General features: G+C 62.9%; 16 protein-coding genes. 8 read left to right on the top strand and 8 right to left on the bottom strand.

Annotated features, from left to right (window positions below):
* Positions 1-183 precede the first annotated feature (183 nt).
* Entirely contained in the window at positions 184-2,904 is a 2,721-nt protein-coding gene (locus KA184_15485) for a right-handed parallel beta-helix repeat-containing protein (GenBank protein MBP8130980.1), read from the bottom strand.
* A gap of 128 nt (positions 2,905-3,032) precedes the next feature.
* Here KA184_15485 and KA184_15490 point away from each other — a divergent pair, with 128 nt between their 5' ends.
* Positions 3,033-4,310 (top strand): 4Fe-4S binding protein, encoded by a 1,278-nt coding sequence (locus KA184_15490; protein ID MBP8130981.1) that lies wholly within the window; start codon positions 3,033-3,035, stop codon positions 4,308-4,310.
* Between the two features lie 170 nt (positions 4,311-4,480).
* Positions 4,481-5,668 carry a serine hydrolase gene (locus KA184_15495; protein MBP8130982.1) on the top strand — a complete coding sequence of 396 codons (1,188 nt, stop codon included), beginning with the start codon at positions 4,481-4,483 and terminating at the stop codon, positions 5,666-5,668.
* A 28-nt stretch (positions 5,669-5,696) separates the two neighbouring features.
* Here the strand turns inward: KA184_15495 and KA184_15500 are convergent, their stop codons facing one another.
* Both KA184_15500 and KA184_15505 read right to left on the bottom strand, forming a co-directional pair.
* On the bottom strand, positions 5,697-7,040 hold the full coding sequence (locus KA184_15500; protein MBP8130983.1) for a hypothetical protein: 1,344 nt from the start codon (positions 7,038-7,040) through the stop codon (positions 5,697-5,699).
* 112 nt (positions 7,041-7,152) lie between these two features.
* Positions 7,153-8,793 (bottom strand): hypothetical protein, encoded by a 1,641-nt coding sequence (locus tag KA184_15505; GenBank protein ID MBP8130984.1) that lies wholly within the window; start codon positions 8,791-8,793, stop codon positions 7,153-7,155.
* Positions 8,794-8,960: 167 nt separating this feature from the next.
* Here KA184_15505 and KA184_15510 point away from each other — a divergent pair, with 167 nt between their 5' ends.
* Genes KA184_15510 through KA184_15525 form a run of 4 tightly spaced genes read left to right on the top strand, consistent with a single transcriptional unit; the run spans position 8,961 to position 14,849 of the window.
* Positions 8,961-10,772, top strand: a complete 1,812-nt coding sequence (locus tag KA184_15510) for a hypothetical protein (GenBank protein ID MBP8130985.1) — start codon at positions 8,961-8,963, stop codon at positions 10,770-10,772.
* Complete coding sequence (locus KA184_15515) at positions 10,769-12,880, top strand: hypothetical protein (protein MBP8130986.1); 2,112 nt, start codon at positions 10,769-10,771, stop codon at positions 12,878-12,880. Before KA184_15510 ends, KA184_15515 begins: the two co-directional genes overlap by 4 nt.
* Before the next feature lie 45 nt (positions 12,881-12,925).
* Positions 12,926-13,894 carry a methyltransferase domain-containing protein gene (locus KA184_15520; protein ID MBP8130987.1) on the top strand — a complete coding sequence of 323 codons (969 nt, stop codon included), beginning with the start codon at positions 12,926-12,928 and terminating at the stop codon, positions 13,892-13,894.
* Between the two features lies 1 nt (position 13,895).
* A complete protein-coding gene (locus KA184_15525; GenBank protein ID MBP8130988.1) occupies positions 13,896-14,849 on the top strand; it encodes a sugar phosphate isomerase/epimerase in 954 nt (317 codons plus the stop codon).
* 39 nt (positions 14,850-14,888) lie between these two features.
* Here KA184_15525 and KA184_15530 read toward each other — a convergent pair whose 3' ends face one another.
* The 3 genes from KA184_15530 to melA form a co-directional block, all read right to left on the bottom strand.
* Positions 14,889-15,866, bottom strand: a complete 978-nt coding sequence (locus KA184_15530; protein MBP8130989.1) for a polysaccharide deacetylase family protein — start codon at positions 15,864-15,866, stop codon at positions 14,889-14,891.
* Between the two features lie 94 nt (positions 15,867-15,960).
* Positions 15,961-16,881: a PmoA family protein gene (locus tag KA184_15535; GenBank protein ID MBP8130990.1), complete on the bottom strand. Its 921-nt coding sequence runs from the start codon at positions 16,879-16,881 to the stop codon at positions 15,961-15,963.
* Between the two features lie 20 nt (positions 16,882-16,901).
* Positions 16,902-18,230, bottom strand: a complete 1,329-nt coding sequence (gene melA / locus KA184_15540) for an alpha-galactosidase (protein MBP8130991.1) — start codon at positions 18,228-18,230, stop codon at positions 16,902-16,904.
* Between the two features lie 171 nt (positions 18,231-18,401).
* On the opposite strand from melA, the gene KA184_15545 reads away from it, so the two are divergent.
* On the top strand, positions 18,402-19,151 hold the full coding sequence (locus KA184_15545; GenBank protein ID MBP8130992.1) for a hypothetical protein: 750 nt from the start codon (positions 18,402-18,404) through the stop codon (positions 19,149-19,151).
* A gap of 69 nt (positions 19,152-19,220) precedes the next feature.
* Here the strand turns inward: KA184_15545 and KA184_15550 are convergent, their stop codons facing one another.
* On the bottom strand, positions 19,221-20,813 hold the full coding sequence (locus tag KA184_15550) for a HAMP domain-containing protein (GenBank protein ID MBP8130993.1): 1,593 nt from the start codon (positions 20,811-20,813) through the stop codon (positions 19,221-19,223).
* A 2-nt stretch (positions 20,814-20,815) separates the two neighbouring features.
* Entirely contained in the window at positions 20,816-21,484 is a 669-nt protein-coding gene (locus KA184_15555; protein ID MBP8130994.1) for a response regulator transcription factor, read from the bottom strand.
* Between the two features lie 556 nt (positions 21,485-22,040).
* On the opposite strand from KA184_15555, the gene KA184_15560 reads away from it, so the two are divergent.
* On the top strand, positions 22,041-22,362 hold a 322-nt coding region (locus tag KA184_15560), incomplete at its 3' end, for a hypothetical protein (GenBank protein MBP8130995.1).

Below are 22,362 nucleotides of genomic sequence, written 5' to 3' on the forward strand. Positions count from 1 at the left end.
ATTCACTCCCCACAATCTGCTCTGTTTTATACCTCAAGATATGCCTGAACGGGCCAAACACCAGGGCATGGGCATCTTGCCCATGCTCCTAAACCCCTGTCATTGACCCGCACGGGCGGGACGCACGTGCCACGTGTTTATCATGGTCCCGCACGGGCGGGACGCACGTGCCACGTGGGGCAGTCATTTTACTTCGAGGCTGATGTCGTCCAGATAGAAGACGCCGGGTGCGTCGGCGTGGGCGACGAAGCCGAGCCAGTCGACGCGGTTGAAGGCCGGGTTGCCGCAGGCGAGACCCGGGAAGACCTGTTCCGCGCCGTCGGTTTGGGTCACCTTGAGATCCCATGCGCCGTTGGCCTGGCGTCCGAGCGAACAGGTGATTTCGAGGCGGAACCATTGTCCCACGGGCACGTTGGCGACGGGCGCGCCCTTCACGCTGAGGCCGCCCGCGCCGTCGAACCAGAGGCTCGGCCCCACGCGGTAGGGTTCGCGGCTGTCGCGCCACTCGATGTAGAAAGCCGTCCCCTGCTCGATGCGCAGCGCGCATTTGCCGACGGCGACGCCCGCGCGCGCGCCGGGCTGGTAGACGAGGTGCGGATTGAACGCATGAGCGAGTCCGGGCCGGTCCACGCATTTGAGGCTGCGCGCGCCGGACGCGGCGGTTTCGTCCGTGACGCGGATTTGCGCCTCGCCTTCTTCGCCGTTGGTCGTGGCGACGTTCGCGACCGCGCCGATGTCGGTGGACTCGAAGTCATCGGCGAAGGACACCGGCGCCGGCGGCGCCGGCGGCGTGAACGGCAGGCACGGCGACCCGCCGGCCTTTTTCACCCACGCCGCTTCGCCGTAGAGGCCGACCTTGTCCATGTTGATGGGCCTGAAACCGAGCGCAAGCGCGGGCGACTCGGCCTGGAGCGCGAAATTGCCGCCGAGCAGGTCGACGAACAGCGGGTCGGCGATTTGCGAGTCCGTATCGAATCCGGCGGCGCGCCATTCGTCGAAGGTCTTCCCGGCAAACTCGATTTCCGCGCCGGAAGTGTCCCAGTAGACATTCCGGTTCATGCGGTAATTGCCGTTCGACCAGTTGCTGCCGAGCAGGCGGCCATTGCTGAAGTAGACGATGTTGTTCTCAAAGAAAAACGAGATGTGTTCCTCCTGGCGCGACCGGATGACCTGCTCCGTCTCCGAGAAAGCGAAGATATTGTTGCGCACGATATTTTCCTTGCCGTAATGCTGGTGGAAACCGCCGGTGCGCGTATGGACCACGACGTTGTTCTCCAGCACGATGCCCGAACTGCCCTCGTCCGTGTAGAGACCCCAGCCGCCGTAGAGTTTCGGGTGACAGAGCACGTCGTGAATGTAATTGCCGCGCAGGACCGTGCCCGGCGAGATGCCGAGCGTGTAGATGCCGCCCATGTCGCCGAGCTGGCCCTTGCCGATGTCGTGGATGTGGTTGTATTCGATGATGTTGTGGTGCGCGGAACTCGGCGCATAGCCCCAGGACCAGCCCACGGACATGCCGGAGTAGCGGAAGTCGCCCACGTCATTGCGCGAGACGCGGTTGTAGGAGCTTCGGCCAATCCACACGCCCACTGCCTCGCGGAAGATGCGCCCGCCGTCGTGGAGACAGCAGTTGTCGACCGTGTTGCGCTCGGCCGCTTCCAGTTGCGAGGCCGGGTCCGCGCCCTCGCCGATGCGCACGCCGCCGCCGCCGAGATCGAAGGCTTCGCACTGGCGCATCCAGCAGTCCTTGCTGCCGTGATGGAACCAGACGGCATACGTACCCACGTGCGCGATGGCACACTCCTGCAAGCCGCAAGACCGCGCGCCGGTCATCTCGATGGCACCGGGCACGGTGAAGGCCGCCTGCGCGTCGCTGTGCCCTTCCGGCTCGATGGGCCATTCGCCATATTCAAAGCGCAGCCCGCGGAAATAGATGCGCTCGACAAACTCGCCCTGCGCGGCGTCGCCTTCGACCAGCAGGAATTGCCGAGCTACCGGCGCGACGACTTCCGCCGCGTTCATGTCCTCGCCGGGCATCGGCATATAATACAGCTTGCCCGCGGCGCGGTCCAGATACCATTCGCCGGGCGCGTCCAGCCCTTCACGCAAATGCTCGATGAAATACCACTGGTCGGCGCGCCAGCGCGCGAAGGGCCATCGGGCCGGGCCGGTGAACTCGACGACGCGATTGTCCCAATCGATGTTTTTCACGCGCAACAACGAGGTTGCCCACGCATGAAAGACAACGAATACCGCGTTCTGCAGGCCGGGCCACTGCTGCATATCGCCCTCGCGGAAGCGGAACTTCGTCGCGCTTGCCTCCTCCTTGCCCGAAGTGGCGCTGAGTTCCATCACGGGCCCGTCAATGCTAAAAAAGTCCGTGTCCGGCGGGAAATCGCCCGCGGGATTGGCGCAGTTCGGCGTGCGCGCCGGCTGGCGCCGTTCCCCATTGACCCAAAGCGCGCTGAAATCCCAGCGGCCCTCGCGCACATCCGGCAGATCCGCGCTCCAGACGCCGCCATCCTGCGTCCAGCCCGTGACGACGCGACCGCCGTGCAGGACAGGCTTCTCGCTCCGGTACGCGGTATAAATAACGGGCCCGTTCGGGCCGCCGGAATCCTCGGGCGCGAAGCGGATCGGTTCGGCGACTGGGTAGACGCCTTCCCGCACGAATACCATAATCGGGTAGTCCTTCGGCAGCGTGCGCACGACGTCGCGCGCGTGCTGAATAGTTGCGAAGGGCCCGTCCGTTCCATCGCGCGACGGCTCCGCGATGCGGCCCGACCACGCGTCATTGCCCTTGGGCGAGACGAAGAGGGACACATCGGCCTGCGCGGCAAACGCGGCCAGCAGGGCACAGGCGCAGCAAAAGCAGAAGTGGCGTGGATTTCCTCGCGAGCGCATTGGCGTTCTCCCTTGCGTTGAATGGCGGCGCCGCGGGTTTCCCGCGACGCGGCGAATCAGTATACTACGCGCGCAGGCGCGCCTCCATTGAGGCGCCGGTCCCGACAACAAACGGGGAGAACGCAACGATGGGCCACCGTGTGAATCCAGACAAGGAATATCGTCTGCTTCAGCGCCGTCTTGACAGCATGGTGACCGGCGCGCCGGACTCCCCCACGCTCATGCAGATTCTACGGCTGCTCTATACGCCCGAAGACGCGCATCTGGCGCGCCGCATCCCCGCGAAGCCGACCCGGCTCGACACGCTTGCGCAGAAACTGGAGACGCCGGTTGACGAACTCGACGCGCGCGTCACCGATATGGCCGCACGCGGTCTCATGATGGATTTCATGTACAAGAACCGGCGTTACGTCATGCTGCCGCCGATCGTGGTCGGTTTTTTCGAGTTCGTGTTCATGCGCGCCCGCGACGGCATGCCCATGGCCGAACTGGCGCGCCTTTTCGACTCCTACATGAACGAAGACGGCCATTTCGGCCGCGCGGTGTTTCAAGGCCAGACGCAGATCGGCCGGGCGCTCGTCCGCGAAGACGCGCTACCGGAGGGCGACCATGCCGAAATCCTCGACTGGGAGCGCGCCAGCCGCCTGCTGAGTTCCGCCTCGGCTCTTGGCGTATCCTTGTGCGCGTGCCGCCACAAGCAACTGCACCTTGGCAAAGCCTGCGACCGGCCGCTGGAGGTCTGCCTCACGCTGGACTCCGCCGCCGAATCCATGGCGCGCGCGGGCATCGCGCGCCCGATTTCGAATGACGAAGGCGTGCGCATCCTCGAACAGTGCCGGGAAGCGGGCCTCGTGCAGATCGGCGACAACGTGCAGCACGGCGTCACATACATGTGCAACTGCTGCGGCTGCTGCTGCGGCATGTTGAAGGCCATCAACACGCTCGGGCTGCCCCACGCCGTCGTCACGTCCAATTGGATCATGGAAGTCGACCCCGAAAAGTGCAAAGGCTGCGGACGCTGCGTCAAGGCTTGCCCGATTAATGCCGTCCACTTGCAGGAGGTCGATGGCGTCGCCCGCAAGCGGAAGCGCGCGATCTGTAATGAAGAACTCTGCCTGGGCTGCGGCGTGTGTTATCAGGCCTGCAAATCGGGCGGCATCCGGCTCAAGCCGCGCGCGCAACGCGTGCTGACGCCCGAGACAACCTTCGACCGCGTCGTGCGCATGGCCATCGAGCGCGGCAAACTGGCGCAACTCATCTTCAGCGATCCGGAAAGCCTGACGCACCGCTCGCTGGGCCGCATGTTGGGCATCCTGGAAAATTCGCCGCCCTGGAAAGCGGCCATGGCCATCAAGCCGCTGCGCTCCGCATTTCTCAACCGCATGATCCGCCTGGCCGGGACATGAGGAACCACGCGACCGTGGCGCCGGGCATACGAGTCACTGGTCTTGTCAACGGGCGCATCCGGAAAAACGTATGCAGAAAAGGCCAGTGACGCGGCTGTTTTGGAGCCGGGCATGTTCCTTATACTATCGCCCTGTCATGCCGTGTTCAGCGTGACCACAAGGAGACCGCAATGACTCGCGCCAGCAGCTTCGCCGTTATGACCTGTTTGCTGGTTCTGCCCGGCATCCTGACGGGATGCGCGCGCACGCGGGAATCCGAACCGGCCCCCGCGGAAGAAGGCGATGTCGCCGCATTCATCACGCGTCAGATGGAAACGGCAAAGTTTCCCGGCCTTGCGGCGTGCATCGTGAAGGACGGTCAAATCCGCTGGGCGCAGGGTTTCGGCTACGCCGATGTCGCCGCGGCCAGACCGGTCACCCCGGACACGCCATTCCTGTTGGGTTCCGTCGCGAAAGCGGTAACCTGCATCGCGGTCATGCAGTTGTCCGAACAGGGCCTACTTGACCTGGACGCGGATGTGAACACTTACCTCCCCTTCGAAGTGCGGAACCCGACACACCCCGATGCCGCGATCTGCGCCCGCATGCTTCTGGCGCACACTTCGGGCATCCGCGACGACGTCGCCATCTACAAGTCCTTGTACACGCTGCACACCGGCGGAGGGGATTCGCCCATGCCCCTGGACCAGTTCCTGCGCGATTACCTCACGATGGGCGGCGCGTGGTGCGAGGCTCAGGTCACCTACGCCGCTTTCGCGCCGGGCGAGCAATTCCTGCACAGCAACGTGGGCATCGCGCTCGCGGGCTGCCTCGTGGAAACGGTTTCCGGCATTTCGTTCGACGCGTACTGCAAGCAACGCATCTTCGACCCCCTCGGCATGACGGACACGCACTGGTTCCTGCAAGACGCCAACCCGGACAACATCGCCATACCCTACCGTTTTGATGTCGTCAGCAACGCCTATGTTCCCTATGGGCATTACGGCTATCCCTCGTACCCCGATGGGCAACTCCGGACCAGCGTCAACGCCTTCGCGCGCCTGCTGATAGCCGTGATGAATGACGGGCGTTACGGCGACGTGCGCATCCTCAAGCCGGAATCCGTGCAGGAGATGGTCACTATTCAGTATCCCGAACAGAACCCCGATGTCGGGCTGGTCTGGTGGTATGGGTTGGTGGGCGGCCGCGAGGCCATCGGTCTGGACGGCACCGACGCGGGCGTGTGCACGTCCGCGTTCTTCCTGCGTGGCGAAAAAACCGGCGTCCTGCTCTTCGCGAACGGCGACGCCTCCGCGATCGCCGACGACGTCCGCTTCGCGATTCAAGACCGTCTCGTTCGCGAAGCAGCCAAGCTCTAAACCGCGGGTCGGCTGCGCAACAGGCCCATCAGAACCACGGGCTGAAATCGATGCGCGTGAACGGGCGGCGCGTCGCCGTGGAAGGCGGGTTGTTCCCGGCGTTCGCCACGTAGGCTGCTTTCGCGCGCGGGTCGAACACCCACGAATGCAGCGTCCCGTCATTGAAGACGGGCCCATTGCAGAGCAGTTCCAGCGCCTGCGGCACGTCAATCGCGCCGGGCCGGGCCTTGATTTGCTGGCCGAGCCAATCGTAGCGCGCGAACGTGTTGATCGATTTCACCAGCGGGAAGAGCAGCGTCAATTCATCCCAGGTCTTCACGTTTATGCCATGTTCCGGCCCCATTGTCAGCGCGAGTTCCATAAGCCTATCCTTGCCCACGGGATGATTCGTGCGGCGCACCGCATCCTCGAGCGATTCGTGCTGGGTTTCGGGACCCTCTCTCGGGTCGAGCGGCGCGTAGACGTCCGCTCCCTTCGCGTCCACTTCCATGGCGCGGCCATCGGGCGCCGCGCCGTCGCCAATGATGTAATTCCAGCCGCGCGTATGCGGCGCGTCGCGAATGATCGCCACGGCCTCTTCCACGTTTGAGGCCTTTTCAAGCACGCGCCGCATGGTCAGGAACAGCGGCAGCCCGTCAAAGGTGCCGTTGGGCGACGGCAGCGTCATTTCACCAATGGTGATGCCTTTGGCATTCATGCCGCTGACGCTGCCGATGCCTCCCGCCCAGCCAATCATCATGAACGGGGTCCCGCCCGCGGGACGCCACACCAGGATCACGGCGTCGTCCTGCGCGTCTGCGCCAATGTTCCAGTCGAGGTTGCGGCCGTGCAGCAGGCGTCCGTCCGTGGTCCACTTGCCCCAAACGGCGAAGTTGGAGCAGCCCGGCGGCGCGTCCGGCTCGTAATGCAGGATCTCCGCTTGCGTCACGCCCAGCCGCACTTCTTCATAAGTGATGTCGTCCACGCCCGCGGCGCGCAGACCATTGACCATCCCTTGCATTTCCTCAACGTATTCCGGCGGGAAGCGCTTTTCCATGCGTTCCGACTGCATCATCACGTATTCCCGCGTGTAGCCTTGGTCCCAGAGTGTCTTTTGCATGTAGCCCTCTTTGATGACGTGATGAATCCGGGGTGCGAGCAAGCGCCCCTGCTGAAATCCCATTTCCGCGGGCGTGCCCTCCATCACGCAGACGAAGTGCTCGCCTACGCGATAGAGTTGACCGGCGCCTTCCGTATCCAGCAAGGCCGACTCCGGCTGGTCAATAATCTGAGGCGTATACCACGCTGCGTCCTGGCCCAAGGCGGCGCCGCACGCGAGAAACGCACATACAGAGCAAAAGAACACATGACGGCAGACATAAGACACGGACATGGGGCAATCCTTCGCGTCTGAGGAACTCGGCTTCCTGGGGGACACACGTGGCAGGCCCCCATTGCCCGTTGGACTTGCAGGAAATGAGCCCGGTTTCGCGCCGTCTGGATGCTTATTGCCGGCCCATCTCCGCAGCGGTTCGCCTATACAGGCGGACAAACTGCGGCAAGGTCAGGGCACGATACACCGGACCGAGACGATGATGGACTTCCTCGATTTCCGACGGGCCGTACGCCCAGCTCAGCGCCATCACGTGAACAAACCCGGGGCGTGACACCGGCGTGTACGCCCGGATATCGTCGGCGAGCCAGGCAATGTTCTCTTCGCGGGTTTTCTCCGCATAATTTGCTGGCCAGCGCGTCATGACATGAGACACCACGGCGCGTTGCGGCCCGAGCCAGTAATTGGCTTGGTCCGCGGACACCCCGTCGTCGCGGCCCATGCCCAGAACCACCAATTCCAGGGTCGGGATAGCCTCCAGAAAGCGCAGCGTGACGGTTTCTTGTTTGCCGCGCTCATACGCGCGCCATGCGTCTGTGTACAATCCGAGTTCCCGGCACCGCATTTGGCGCAGATACCGCCGCGTCATGTCGAGGTAGCCGCACCATGCTTCCGCCGCGTCGTCGGTCCTGCTCATGAAGTCGCGATAGGGATGGCAATAGTCGGCGCCGGAAATGGCCATATAGATGTAGTCGTTCCTCGTAGCTTCCGTGTAGTAATGCATGGCGATACACGGGGCCAGCTCAAGAATGGCCGGTCCCATGCTCCAATTGACCGGAATCGCGCCGCGCCGCGCGTCCTGCCATACCCCCCATTGCCGCGACTGTAGATAACACGGCGCGTCACCCGATTCGACGACGTCATAGCAGACATAGACAGCTCCGGGTTCAAGGTCAGGCGGTTCGCAATTGACACGATCCTGATATTGACGGATAGCGCTGTCGAGGTCTGCCTGCGCGCCGCTCAAGAAGGACAAGTTACTGGACCAGTCACTCACGACCGTGAACTTGCCATATTCGCCAGCCAGCCCCACGCCGGCATACTCCCCCAGTCCGGGGTCAACGCCAGAACCCCAAAAACCGAGCACGGGAATATTCGCCGGCGCCGCTTCGAGCACGGTGCGCAAGAGCGTAATTTCGCCTTCGCGGCCGTCTGGCCCCCCGCCGTGCTCTTCTCCGCTCACCCAAAGATGAAACACGCGATTGCGGACCAGGTAGTCGCGCAGATGATGTGCGCACGCAGTCGGGTGATAGCTTGCGAGCAACTGGTGGTCGAGGCGCGGCCACAGTTCGTCAAAAGCCCAGCGATACGCCTCGACGTTCGTCCTCCAACGGCCTCGCAGGTCAATGGTCTCTTTGCCGGGTGCCGCCAGCGCGCGTGTCTGCTCACACAAGACGACTCCGCCTTCGAGCGACGCCAGCATGGCGGCAACGCTTATCGACGCCGGCACGGACGGGTCGTACAGAATGAGCTTGCCGTAGGCCGGCGCGTGATTCTGAAACAATGCCGCGAGCGTGCATGGGACCGTTTCGCGCACCTGGCCTGAAGCGCGCAATCCGTCCAGCCACATCACATCCCAATCCGCCAACAACAGATACACCGCCGCGCGTTCGCCGCGGTTGACCAGTCCCTGTAGCACCGTTGCGGCCAGTTTTTCATCCGAAGACGCGCCGCGTAAATCCGCGACCTCGACCACATCCGCGGGCGGGGAGCCCATCGGAAACACGCGGGGACCGTCAAGAGAAGCGAACATACCGCATTTGAAAGCGGCTATTGCCGCGATTGCGCCTATCATACCGGCATTGTATATTCCGGTTTCATTACCAGTCACGCCGTCTGAAGACAGTTTCCCGGCCCTGTTGCGCCCGGCCCCTGCCGTTCGTATGCTTGCTGGAAAACCGCCGCGCCGGGCAAGTCCCCATGCAAGTTTCCGATGCGCACAGAGAATCCAAGACGAGGCCGCGGTCCCCAGTCGAGGCGGGCCTGCTGTTCGGCCTTGTCGCGGCGCTGTTTGCAGCGAGTGTCTACCTTCGCGCGGAAGGTCTGGGCCGGTTGCCCGCAGGCATCTCCAGCTGGATGACGACGGGCTCCACGATCTGCGCAAAGAACTGGCACCGGGAAGGCGCATGGAATCTGCGATTCACTCTGTATCGCGATCCGGCCTCAATTGAGCAGGCAGGCGCGCGAACGCCCTATCTCTCGTTCCCGCCCGGCGCGATTGTGCCTCTCTATCTCCTGGGAAGGCTGTTGCATCTGGAGCCCACGCCTGCGTTGGCAATGAGCTACAATCTTCTTTGCCAGTTTCTGATCGCCTGCGCCTTGGGATTCACGGTTCTGCGTGTCCTGCGATTCTCCGGCGTGTCCGGCATTCCTGCCCTGCTGCTTTCCCTCGTCTCTCCCCTGCTTTATTTGTTTTTGCGCAGCCCGTTCTATGAACACCAGATGGGCTACTTCTCCGATCAGGCGGTCATGCTCCCGTTCGCGCTGCTCGTGTACCTGGAGGTCCTGCGCGCCACGGCATCGTCACGCCGCCTCCGTGTCTCGGCGTCGGCGTGCCTTACCATAATCGGGTTTTGGGGGATATTTACGGACTGGTTCTTCGCATTCGTTCTGGCATGTCTTTTCACGCTGCGGCTCCTGCGCGGCGAACTCGGAAGCACCTGGCGCGAACGTCTCTCCCGGTCATTCCTCTTCTGGACGCCCGCGTGCCTGGCCTTGGCGCTGTTTGCATATCAGCTCGCTTATCATGATGGGTTTCCCGCGTTGATGGAACGCTTCATTTACGGGGCGGGCGTCGAACAGGGCGGCAATCCCGACACGCCCGGCCTGAACCCGCGCCGCCTCGAATTGGCGCGCTTCTTCTCGTTCAACCTGGCCAGCCGGTTCTGGAAAGACTTTGTCCCAATGGCCTTCGGCCCGCTTGGCAAACCCTTGCTCCTGGGCGCGACGGTCCTGCTTCTGGTCACCGCACCGGTCTTGTTGGCTTTTCGCATCCTTCGCAAGCCCATCCCGATATGGTTCCAATTGGCGGCGGCAATGACATTTCTCACCGTCGCGCCATGCTTCCTCTACTGTCAGGTGTTCCAGACCCATTGCTCGGTCTTCGTCCATTTCTTCACGACGCTGAAATTTGCGCCTGTCTGCGCCCTTATGCCGCCGCTGCTGGTGTCCGGCGCCGTATTGCCGCTTTATGCACGCTCGTGCCGTATCCGACGCGTCATTGCAGCCATTCTCACCGTGCTCACGCTCGGCGCATCCGCCGGATACCTCGTCTGGATGGGCGACCCACGCGAAGCGGGCATCTACGACTCCATGAGCGCCGATTACGAACGCGTTGGGCGGTTTATCGGCGCCCGAACCGGCTATAACGACATCGCCTTCTCCTTCGGCTACAAGGTCGGTCTGATGGCTCCCCACTATCTCGTCTATTCAATGAAACCGCTCCATTCCGTCACGTCCCTTCAGGACATTCACGATACGGTGCGCAATATTGACGCCCCTTGCACCGTCAACCTCTTTTTCACTGGGGAGGAAGCCTTCCCGCCGGAATCGGGGCTTGCGCTGCTTGCCGAACACGCCTTTGACCGCTATGATGCGGGAGACTTGCACTTGTGCAAAGTGCGCGGGGTCGAGTTTTGGTACGTGTATGAAACGTGGCTGGCGATGCAGTCTGCTCCCAGCCCGTCCGGTTCGGAAAAGTCGGCGCTGATTGACGGGGAGGCGGCATCATGATCACTACCTTGCTCCTGGCGGCGTTTCTCGCGGCGGACGATATCTCCGCGCGCATGGCCGTGCTCGAACAGCACATGGAGCGCCTGCCGGCGATTGTCGTGCCGCAGGAACTCGAATCCCAGAAGCAGGACAAACTGGCGGAAATCGCGGCTTTGCTCGCGGCGGGCGTTACCGAATCCGGCCAGGTCGACGAACTCTACCAGAAGATGGACCTTGTCCGTGCGTGGCTGTGGGAACACGCCGCGGATCGCCCCACGCTGGCCCCTGCCGAATTCGTCGAGACCCCGGCCGCCTGGACGCTGAAGAATGAGACGCTCCTCGTGACTCTTGCCAAGAGCGACCTCGCACTTGCCGTGCAGACACAGCGTAAGACGTGGTCCTTCGCACCCTGCGACGCGCATGACATCCGTCTCGACGGACGCGACATCAGTTTCCTCGACGCCGCGTCGCGGAACGCTGAGATCCTGCGCACGAGCCACAGCATAGGTCTGCTCCTCACGCTGCGCGGTTTCCCAGACAATCCCGGGCAGAGCTTCATCCTCGGCATTCACCTCTCCGGCCAGGAACTCCGCTTCTCGATTACATCTCCGGAGAATACGATGGCCTTCGAGGCCATCGAATGGCCGAAACCCCTGCTGGTGGGCAATGCGCACGAGACGCAGAGCGTCATACCCTGCATGCAGGGCATGCTCGTTCCGGGCGACTGGCCTGAGCACATCGACCGGCGCGACCAGACCAACTCGCGCACGCTGTACATGCCATGGTGGGGCCATGTCGAAGACGGCGCGGGCGTGATCACCATTCTCGAGACCAGCGACGATGGCGGTGTGCATTGCCTGCATCCGGCGGGCGGTCCTACGCGCATCCAGCCGCTGTGGTACTCCAGCCTGCGCCACCTGCGCTATCAGCGCTGGGTCCTCTGCGCATTCGAGGACGAGGCCTCCTACGTCTCGCTCGCGAAACGCTACCGTCGATACGTCCTGGAAACGGGACGGTTCGTGTCCCTCGCGCAGAAACAGGCCCGCACGCCCAACGTCGGCAAGGTCATGGGCCGTCCCGTCGTGCACGTGGGCGCCCTCTACCACTACGTCTGGCAATCCCACTACTACAACAAGGAGCGGCTGGAAGCGAATCACCAGCTCGTCACATTCGAGACGCTTGCACGGCAATTGCGCGACCTCAACGCCAAGGGCGTCGCGGAGGCGTATGTCCACCTCGACGGTTGGGGCTTCTTCGGTTACGACAACGGGCACCCGGACGTATTGCCGCCCGGCGCGGAACAAGGCGGCTGGGACGGGCTTCGACTTTTCGCGGATACCTGCGACGAACTCGGCTGGATTTTCGCCACGCACGACCAATATCGAGATTTCTATTTCAATGCTGCATCCTTTGACCGCAGGCTGGCCCTGGAACATGAGGACGGCGGCTTCGAGGAGCACACCACCTGGTGCGGCGGCCCTCAGACAATCCTCAGCGCGATACACGCGCCCGGATATGTCCGCCACAATCATGACCTTTTCGCCGCGCATGGGGTGAAGGTGCGCGGCGCCTACCTCGACGTATTCTCCATCGTGCCGCTTGAAGAGAGCTATCAGACGGCCCATCCCATGACCCGGACCGAATGCGCCGCTTACCGCAAGCAGTGTTTCGACCTGCTCCACGCGCGCGGATATGTGATGAGTTCCGAGGAGCCGGTCGACCGCTTCGTGCCCGACCTCGACCTCGTGCATCACGGCCCTTATTTCACCTTCGATGATACGGGCCGCATCGGCATCCCGACGCCGCTCTTCAGCCTCGTGTATCATGATTCGATCCTGCTGCCGTGGTCCATGGACGAAGCGGGCGGCTGGGGCATCCCGAAGGGCGACGCGGGCTATCTGCACTGTTTTCTGAACGCGGGCATGCCCTACGTCGGACCGGGCGCCACTGTTGAACAGATTGCGCGCGTGCAGGAGGCCTCCGCGCTGTCCCAGCGCTGCGCCATGCTCGAAATGACGAAACATGAGTTTCTCGACGGCAACCTGCGCAGGCAACGAACGGCTTTTGCCGATGGTACGCAGGTTACCGTGGATTTCGACGCCAAGACCTATGACATCGTGTATCCGTGAGGACAGATGGAAGATCTGCACGCATCCACCGGGAAAGTCAGCGAAATGGCTAACGCCTTTCGTCAGTCCCAGATACTGTTTACAGCGCACGGTTACAATGTCTTTGCAGTCCTGGAGGACGCACGGAGCGCGGAGGAGGTGGCGCGCGCCATAGGGTGCAGCGTGCGCGGCACAACCATGCTGCTCGATGGCCTGACAGCCTTGGAACTGGTCGAGAAGAGCGGCGGCCATTACCGCAACGCGAAAGTCGCGTCCAACTGTCTCGTGCCCGGCAAGCCCGCGTACCAGGGGCCGATCCTGAATCACGTCCGCCGCAGTTGGGATACGTGGTCGCAACTGCCTGAGTCCATCCGCACGGGGACCGGCGTCAAGAAAGGCAGCCACAAGCCCTCCTCGGAGGAATTGCGCGATTTCATCCTCGGCATGAGCAATATCGCCTTTCTCAGCGCGCCGGACCTGCTCGAACACATTGATATCTCGCCGTTCCGGCGCATGCTTGACGTCGGCGGCGGCCCGGGCACGTATACGATTACTTTTCTGAAGGCCAATCCGCACTTGCGCGCCACAATCCTCGATCTGCCGCCCGTCATAGAGATTGCGCGCGAACAAGTCGCCGCCGCGGGTCTCGAGGACCGCGTCGCGTTTGTGCCGGGCGACTGCACATCGGCTGACCCGGGATACGGATATGATTTCGCGCTCGTTTCAAATGTCGTTCACATTCTCAGCGCGGAACAAAACGCGCAACTCGTGCAAAAATGTCACGCAGCACTCGAGCCCGGCGGCACGCTGGTCATCAAGGACTTCTTGACCGATCCGGACCGTTCCGGGCCCGCATTCAGTCTCATTTTTGCGCTGCACATGCTGCTGCACACGGAAGCGGGCGGCACCTACTCGACTGAAGAGGTGCGCCGTTGGACGGATAACGCGGGCTTTCTGCCCGGGGCACTGAAGAGCCTCACGCCCAAGACGCGTCTGTGGGTCGTAAGGAAGCCGCACGAAGAAGGAGACCGATGACATGCATGCAACACGCCGTGATTTCCTGAAAACCGGCATTATCGCGACTGCGGCCGCGTTGGGGACACGTGCTCTTGGCGCGGCCGAGGAACCGCGTTGGCGTGTCGGATTGGGCCTGAACGGGTTCATGTCTTCCGCCCGAGTCTTTCACAAAGCCTATGCGCTCGATGACGTGCTGGATTTCGCGCGCCGCGAACAGTTCGAGGGCGTGGAGCTCGTCGAGGGCTGGCCGAGGGGCGGGTATCCCTCATCGTCGGACGCCCGCGCCATCGCGTCGCTGAAGAGGCCCTATGAGGAACGCGGCCTGCGCATCTATTCGTTCCAGAACGGGGGCGCGGGCGCATACGCGGCCGATCCGGCGGTGCGCAAGGCGTGGCTCGGCACTTTCCGCGATCGCGTGCGTCTTGCCGAAGCGCTCGGTTGCGCATTCATGGGCCATTGGCCGGGCGGCAACCTGGCAGGCAACGCCGACGTCAGCCAGGCGATCGACAACCTCGCGTCGAGCTACCGGGAAGCAGCCAGCATGTGCGCCGACGCGGGCATGCACCTGTCCTTCGAGATCGAGCCGCCGTTCGTCTTCAACACGCTGGAACACCTTCAGCGCATAATCGAGAAGACCGGCCATCCCGCCTGTAAGACCAACTACGACCCGAGCCATTTCGACCTCATGTCCGGCAGTCGCGGCAAACCGGAAGAAATGTTGCGCACTCTCGGTGTGAAGCATATCGGGCACGTCCACCTCACCGACACCGACGGAACCATTTTCGAGGGCACGTCCAAGCATCTTCCGTGCGGAGAGGGACATTGCGACATTGCCGCGTCGCTCAAAACGCTCTGGGATGGCGGCTATCAGGGCTGGATCATGATCGACGCATGGACGACAGAGGATGCCTGCCATGCGTCCCTCAGCGGCAAGAAAGCCGTCGATGCGTTCTTGAAGACCGCCGGCGCGTAAACAAGGAGCAGCCGATTCTCGCGCGCTGTACCGGCGCGGCTACCAGCCGTAGCGCTCGACGCGGGGCATCGGCGCGCCTTCTCGCTGCAGATGCCGCAATTCACGGTAGCTGATCAGTTCGACACCCTGCTCTTGAATGAATGCGAGCGTCTCGGGCTTGCAGAAGAACTCGGTGTCCGCCGTGCGGCGCTCCCAGGAACCCGTCGTGGCTCGCATCTCCTCCGTGTCGCGTCCGCAATGAATGTAGATTTCGCTGACCATGCCGGACGGAAGCGACCGGATGCGCTCTTTCCAATACTCTTCCGTCGCCTCGATGCTCGGCGGGTCGTCCAGATACAGCTTGTCGGGACATAACACGCCGTATTCCTCCGCCATGTCGCGCAGGTAACCGCCCAGCGCCTTGGTCATGATGTCCCGTCCTGCCATCCGGCACGGCAACCGGTAGTCCCGCGCCACGCGCAGGTACACCTCATGGAACTTGGGGTTATATTGCAGCGTGCCCATGTGCGAGTCGATATGCGTCACGTCGATGCCCGCCGCAAGCGCCCTGTCGACCTGTGCGCGGATTTCCCGTTCCGCCTCTTCCGGCTTCGCATGCAGGTAGACCCAGCCCACGTCCCCGTGGAAATAGCCCAATTCATCGGCCAGTCCCGGCACTGCGTCACGGCCCAGCACCGGGCCCCACTTGTACTTGCCCCACTCGCTGGTCAGGGTCAGGTGCACGCCGACGTTCGCTTGCGGATACTCCTTCGCCAGCGACGCCGCCAGCGGGAACCACGGACAGGGGACCATGACCGTCGTCGAGGTCACCGCGCCCGCGCGCAAGGCGTCCATCGTGGCCATCGTCCCGGCCTGGTTCATCCCGAAATCGTCGGCATTTACGATCAACACCCGCGTACCCGCCGGAAAACCAAGCCGTTCGACCAGACTCAGAGGAGTCGTCTGGGCCAAGAGGAGCGGCGAGGCAAGCAGAATGGCCATCGATGGGAGAAAGGCTGCGAGACATGTGATACGCATAGAGGGAATTTCCTTCCTGAAATCCGCACGCATGATTTATGGACTTCCGTACGCCACAACAAGTTTCCGCGAAGGGCGCGCAGACTGGCAGGCTCTACTTCTCCGCAGCCGCCGCGCGATACTCCTCGAACAACTGCGCGATGCCCGCCCCTTCCGGCGTGCCGGCATAAACGGCGACGCGATAGCGCAGCGTCAATGGCTCCCCTTTGGGCAAATCGAGCTTCCCGCCCTCAAGCCAGTACATCGGCGCGGGCGAGAAAAAACCATAGTCACGGGTGAACCATTTGCACGGATACCAGCGGTTTTCCGGGTGCTGAAAGATCGTCATGCCTTCCGTGATTCCGTCCCGCGTTCCGTAATACGCGCACCATGGCGACGCCGCGCCGAACGTGCCTGACTCGTTGCGCAGCCCTTCCGCATTTATGAGCGTGCCGCCAGACGCAACGCTCAGCGCGGGCGCCATGCGTCCCGCGAACAGCGAGTGATTCGATTGCTGGATTTGCACGTCCGACAAGGGCGTCAGCGTAATCTCGAAGTCGATCAGGCGCAGGTCCGTCCGGGGCGCGGTAATGATAATTCGCCGCGTGTCGCGCAGGATCGGCTCCCTGTCCGGCTGTTTCCAGAGACATTCATCCGTGAACATGACGCTTTCGCCAGACGCCGCTTCAATCTTCGGGCCTTGGGACAGGATTTGCCCCGTTTCGTTCGATTCCTGCCAGTAATTGCCCCAGTAACCGGCCCCAAGGACCCTGTCGCAGCCGAAGAACAGAGAATGATGATGCGGATACGGGTCCGACGTTTCGGTTGTCACGGAAGTCCGCGACGCCGGGCCGTTTAAGGGGTAGAAATACGGATACTTCTGGTCCGCCGCGAACTTGTAGCACGCGAAGAGGTGTCCGTCCACATCCACGACGACCTGGCTGCCGTCGGCCGTCGCCTGAAGTGTCTGCGCGAAACCAGCGCCGGAAGGTAACGCTGCAAGAGCGCCCAAGAGCCCCACAATAACGAACTTCATTTCGCTCCCTCCTCGCTCCGCTAGATATCAATGCTCCTGAATTGCGGCAGATGAGCTTGGTTCCGCTTCAGCATCTCACGCACCATCTTCTTGATCTCGGCAAGCGAGAGCACCGCGGCGGTCAACGGGTCATAGACGCAGGCGTAATAAACCAGCGCCGGGTCGCCTGTCAGCGCCGCTTCCACCGCCATCTCTTCCACCGCGATGCTGACATTGTTCAGCGCGGCGCACTGCGGCGGCAGCGGCCCGACGTACATCGGATTCAGCCCCCGCCTGCTCGCCAATACGGGCGCCTCGACGCACGCGTCTTCAGGCAGGTTCGGGATGAGCCCCGTGTTCGGCACGTTGCCGTTGAATTCGAAGGTCTCACCGCCCAGCCGCGCGTTGATGATGTACGCAGCGTACTCATGGCCCCGCTCCAGCGGCATAGGCGCGCCCTGGTCAAACCAATCCTTCACTTCTTTTTTCCACGTCTTCTCGCGGCGCTGATACTCCTTGAGGATATAGGCGTATTCGCCGGGGTTCCAGCCCGTGCCATGCGTGCAATGCTTCTCGATAAGGTCCGGGCGCTTGCGGAACCACCAGTTATACTCGCTGTTGTGCCCGCTGGATTCGGTTACGTAGTAGCCGAGATGCAGGAACATCTCATTGCGGACCTGCTCCTCGTTATATATCTTTTTATTGGTTTCTATCGCTTTGCGGATTAACGGGGCGGCATCCTTGCCCTTCCAGCGGTAATCGATAAACCAGGCTTGGTGGTTGATGCCGCCGCACACATAGGTGACCTCGTCCATAGGCGCGCCGATCCAGTTCGCGAGCATGCCCGCCGTCCCCTGGACGCTGTGGCACAGACCGGAAATCTGCATCTTCGAGACCCGCTGCATGGCGCGGCACAACATCGCCATGGGGTTGGTGTAATTCAGGAAGATGGCATCGGGGCAGCACCGCTCCAGGTCCTTGCAGATGTCGAGCATCGTCGGGATAGTGCGCAGAGCCCGAAACACGCCGCTGGGGCCGCGCGTATCCCCTACGTTAGTGTCCACACCGTATTTCTTGGGGATTTCAATGTCGTAGCGCCATACCCCCACGTCGCCGCAGAGAATGGTGCAACAGGCGGCGTCGGCGCCTTTCAAGGCGGCCTTCCGGTCCAGGGTGGCACTGACTTTCGCGGGATAGCCGCCCCGTTCAATGATGGTCTTGACGGCGCGGTAGGCGAAATCGAGGCGTTCCTCGTCGATATCCATCAAGGCTATATGCGCGTCCGACAGCAGCGGAAAGGTGAGCAGGTCACGGACGAGTCCGCGCGTGAATCCCAGGCTTCCCGCTCCGATGAATGCCACCTTGGCCATAGACGGTCCCTTTCTGCGTCCACTCCTTGTCAACAGTCCCGGAAAGGCGGTGCATTATCCCTCAGGTGCGGAACGCAGTCAACGGCCGCTCCGGCCTCGGGCGCCCGAATCGTGAATAAACCGGCTTTGGGGGCCGTCTGTAAGAGCAACGCAACCTTGGGAGAACATGCAATGAACAGGCGCAGATTTCGATTAGCAGGTATCGCGGTGCTATGTCTTTCTCTGATATTTCTGGGCATGGACGCCTTGGCCGGCCCCCACGGCGGCGCGCGGGCATTCCGCAGCGCCAGCAAGGGCGCGGTTCGGGCCATTCGCGGAACGTCGGGGTTCTCCGGAGCACGCACGCCGTCCCGGTCCGTGGCCGGCCTGCCGCGGAACCTGGGCTCGCGCGGCGGGAACGGAAACGGCCTGCGGACTCCTGGCCTGAACCCGCTGGGGCGGGGCCTTAATAACGCCCTGCGCACGTGGGGCGGCGGCAGTCCTTTCGGCAGTCCTTTCGGCGGGCCATTCGGCGGCGGATATGGCAATCCCTACAGATGGCAGCACGATGCGGCGGAAGAGTATGCGGACGCGTACCGTGACGCGGCGATTGCGAACGCGGTGGTGGGCCTGGCCGGCGTGCTGGTTAACGCGCACGTCCAGCAACAAGCGCTTCGCACGGCCCCGCCCGTCGTGGCCGTGCAACCCGCCGGACAGTACGTGACGCAGCGCACGCTGGTCCGCGAAGGGTATTACGAAAACCGCGAAGTCTGGGTGCCGGAACATCCGGACCCGGTCACGGGCGCGATGATTCTCGGTCACACCGAAATACAGCGTGTCTGGGTCCCGCCGGTGTATCAGGAATCTCAGGTGTACGTGCCGGCACAAACCCAGCCCGTCGTGTACACGACCGGCGGAACATACGCCGCCTGCAGGCCGTAAGCAACTTTAGACTAGGACGCGCCGAATATCCGGTCTGACAATTCGGGAAAGGTTCTGGCCCCGTCGAAGTCAGCGGCCGGGCAGAGATGACGGTGAGGCAAACGCGGGGAGCTGGACGGCAAAAGCGGTCCACTCCTCGCGCGTTTCATTGAGCGACAATTCCCCGTGATGTGCGCGCATGATCTCGCGTGCGAGGCTCAGCCCGAGCCCCAGGCCGTCCACACTGCGGTTGCGGGCGCGGTCGGCGCGATAGAACCGCTCGAAGACCCGCTCGCGCTCGCCCGCGGGTATGCCGGGACCGCTATTCGCAATCGTGAAAGAGACGGTGTCCCCGGCCCTGCGCAGTTGCATCCGCACGACGCCGCCGGGCACGTTGTACTTCACCGCGTTGCCGGTCAGGTTGTGAATGACCTGCTGCAAGAGGTCGCGGTCCGCGTTCACACAGAGCTCTGGTTCGATGGACGCGTCGACCTCCAATCCGGGCGCGAGGATCCGCATATCCTCGCACGCGGCCTCGATCATCTCGCTGAGGTCCACCGGCGCCATCTGCGGCTTGAGCTGGCCCGAGTCGGCCAGCGAAAGCAGCAAGAGCTTTCGGGTGATTGCCTTGAGACGCTGCACTTCGTCGAGCAGGCGGCTGAGCGTCTGTTGTTGCTCCGAGTCGGGAATGGCGGACTGAATGGCTTGCGCAAGTTCGCCCTGGAGGATCGTCAGCGGCGTCTTCAGTTCATGGGCCGCGTCCGCGCTGAACCGCACCGCCTGTTGAAAACTCTTCTCGAGCCGGTCGAGCATGGTGTTGAAGACGCGAATGAGCCTGTCGAACTCGGCGTCTTCCTCAGTAAGAGGGATACGTTGGTCGAGCCCCTTCGCGGTGATCGCGGCGGCGGTTCCCGTGAGCGCCCGAACTGGCCGCAACGCACGCTGCGCAAGCCACCATCCTCCGAGAGCGATAAGCAACAGCCCGGCCGGCGCGGCGAGCAGGAACAGCCTGCCCAGCCGCGCCATCTCAGCGGCCTGAGGCGCGAGATTCAACCCAAGCGCGAGCGTTACTTCCGGGTTGCTCATCACCCCGACACGCCATTCATGGCCACCCTGCCGGAACGTGAAGAATTGCCGCGTCTGCATGGGCATGGGGCGCGGAGACGCAGGCGGAGGCGGCGGGCCCGGCGGCCTCCCCGGCGCATTCGGCTGAAACTCCGGAGGCGGTGGCAGTCCGCCCGGCCCGGGCCTGCCCGGCGCCTGTGGCCTGCGCAATCTTTCGCGGCCAGGCACGCGCGGCCCCCAGCCGTCCGGGTTTTCCAGGAATCCGGCTTCCACGGGCGTGGGAAACGTCTGCGCCGCTAATTCCGGCGGCCAGTTGTCCGACCGGTACAACTCTTCGCCGTCGCGCCCCCTCACAAGCAGGATAAAAGGGTTATCGCGCAAATCGCCGAGCACGAATTCAAGAGATTCCCGGGCGAAGTCCCAGTAGTCCGGCGGAAGCCGCGCAGTCAGATGACGTTCGCCGAGTTCACGAATACTCTGGTCAACCCGGAACAGGCTCGCCCGCTGCGCCACAGTCCACGCCCATAGTCCGAAAGCCAGCAGGACACTTGCCGACAGGAGCGTGGATAGGAGGGCAATGCGTATCCGGAACGAACGCAGACGGGCGGGATAACGCATGTTCATGCTTTCACGAACCGGTAACCGACACCGCGCACGGTCTCGATGCAGTCGGCCACGACCGGCCCGAGTTTCTTACGCAAACGCTGAATGTGCACGTCGATGAGGTTCGTTTCCGTATCGAAGTCGTAACCCCAGACGTGCTCCAACATCTGGGTCCGGGTGAGTACCCGGCCGGGCGAACGCATGAGATACTCGAGCAGGCTGAACTCGCGCGCGGTCAGGCGAATTGCGCTGTCGCCGGCCCGGACCTCGCGTGTGAGCAGGTTCACGGTCAACGGCCCCGACTGCAGGATGCTCGACCGGTCTCCGGAGACGCGCCGCGTCAAAGCATGCAGACGAGCCACCAGTTCTTCCACGTAGAACGGCTTTGTCATATAGTCGTCGGCGCCCAGGTTCAATCCTTCGACTCGTTCCCCCAGTTCCGACCGGGCCGTAAGCAACAGTACGGGCACGTTGTTGGACTGTTTGCGCAGATTCTGAAGAATGCTCAAACCGTCGCGCCCCGGAAGCATAATGTCGAGCACGATCGCGTCGTACTGTTGCGTTTTCGCCAAGGCGTAGGCTTCGTCACCGTTGGCGCTGTGCTCCACCATAATCCCGTGCTCTTCAAGACCTTTCCGGATGAAGCCTGCAATCCGTTTCTCGTCTTCCACGACAAGCACTTTCATGGGATCGAGTATAACATGGCGATGTACCGGCCTTGGATTAAGAATTCTTCATGTTCCCGCAGGCCGTCCCTTCATGGTCACCGGCTAACATCACGACAGACAAGGGACCGAAAAGCCGTTCGGCCCGGAACAAAAGGAGTTGGAAACCATGAACGGAACAAGAGAATGCCGAAGGACCTTTGCGATGTGGACCCTCTGCGCGGCGCTATGCGCCGTGGCGCTCGCTTGGGGTCATCAGGCCGCCTGCGCACAGGAAGATCCCTCCCCGGATATGGCGCAGGCCGCGAGACCCGAACCATCAGACCCACCCGCACCGCCCGCACCGCCTGACCGGCCGGAATCCTGTCACGAGAAGTATTCGCACCCCGCCGGGCGCCCCGGCGAACCTCCCCAGCGCCCGCGCGAAGGCGAACGGGAATTTGGGCCGCCGCCTGTACCGCCGCGCGAAGGCGAACGGGGATTTGGACCGCCGCCTGTGCCGCCCCGCGGCGGGGGTCGCAGTTTTGCATGGGGTGGTCCTGGTTTCGATTCTCCTGACGGCCCCGGCGCTCCTGACATGCCCGGGCCTTATCGAAACCGGCCCACCGAACCACCAGAAGCACGCGAAGAATTCCGCGAACAGCGTGGGCCCTGGGGAAGACCCGGCCTGCCGCCTGGATGGGGCGAACCTCAAGAGGAACGCTTCGGCGGGCCGGAGGACAGGCCTGAGCCGCCGCAACCACCGGACCGCGATGCCCTGTTCAATCAGTTGGACGCCAACGACGATGGGGTAATCTCGCGTGATGAATTCCGCGCGTTGCCCCCGCCGCCGCGTCCGCCGCACCCACAGGAAGCGTGGTCTGACCACCGGGACAGGGGGCCCCGCGCGATGGAACGCG

Source organism: Candidatus Hydrogenedentota bacterium (assembly GCA_018005585.1).
Taxonomy (GTDB): domain Bacteria; phylum Hydrogenedentota; class Hydrogenedentia; order Hydrogenedentales; family JAGMZX01; genus JAGMZX01.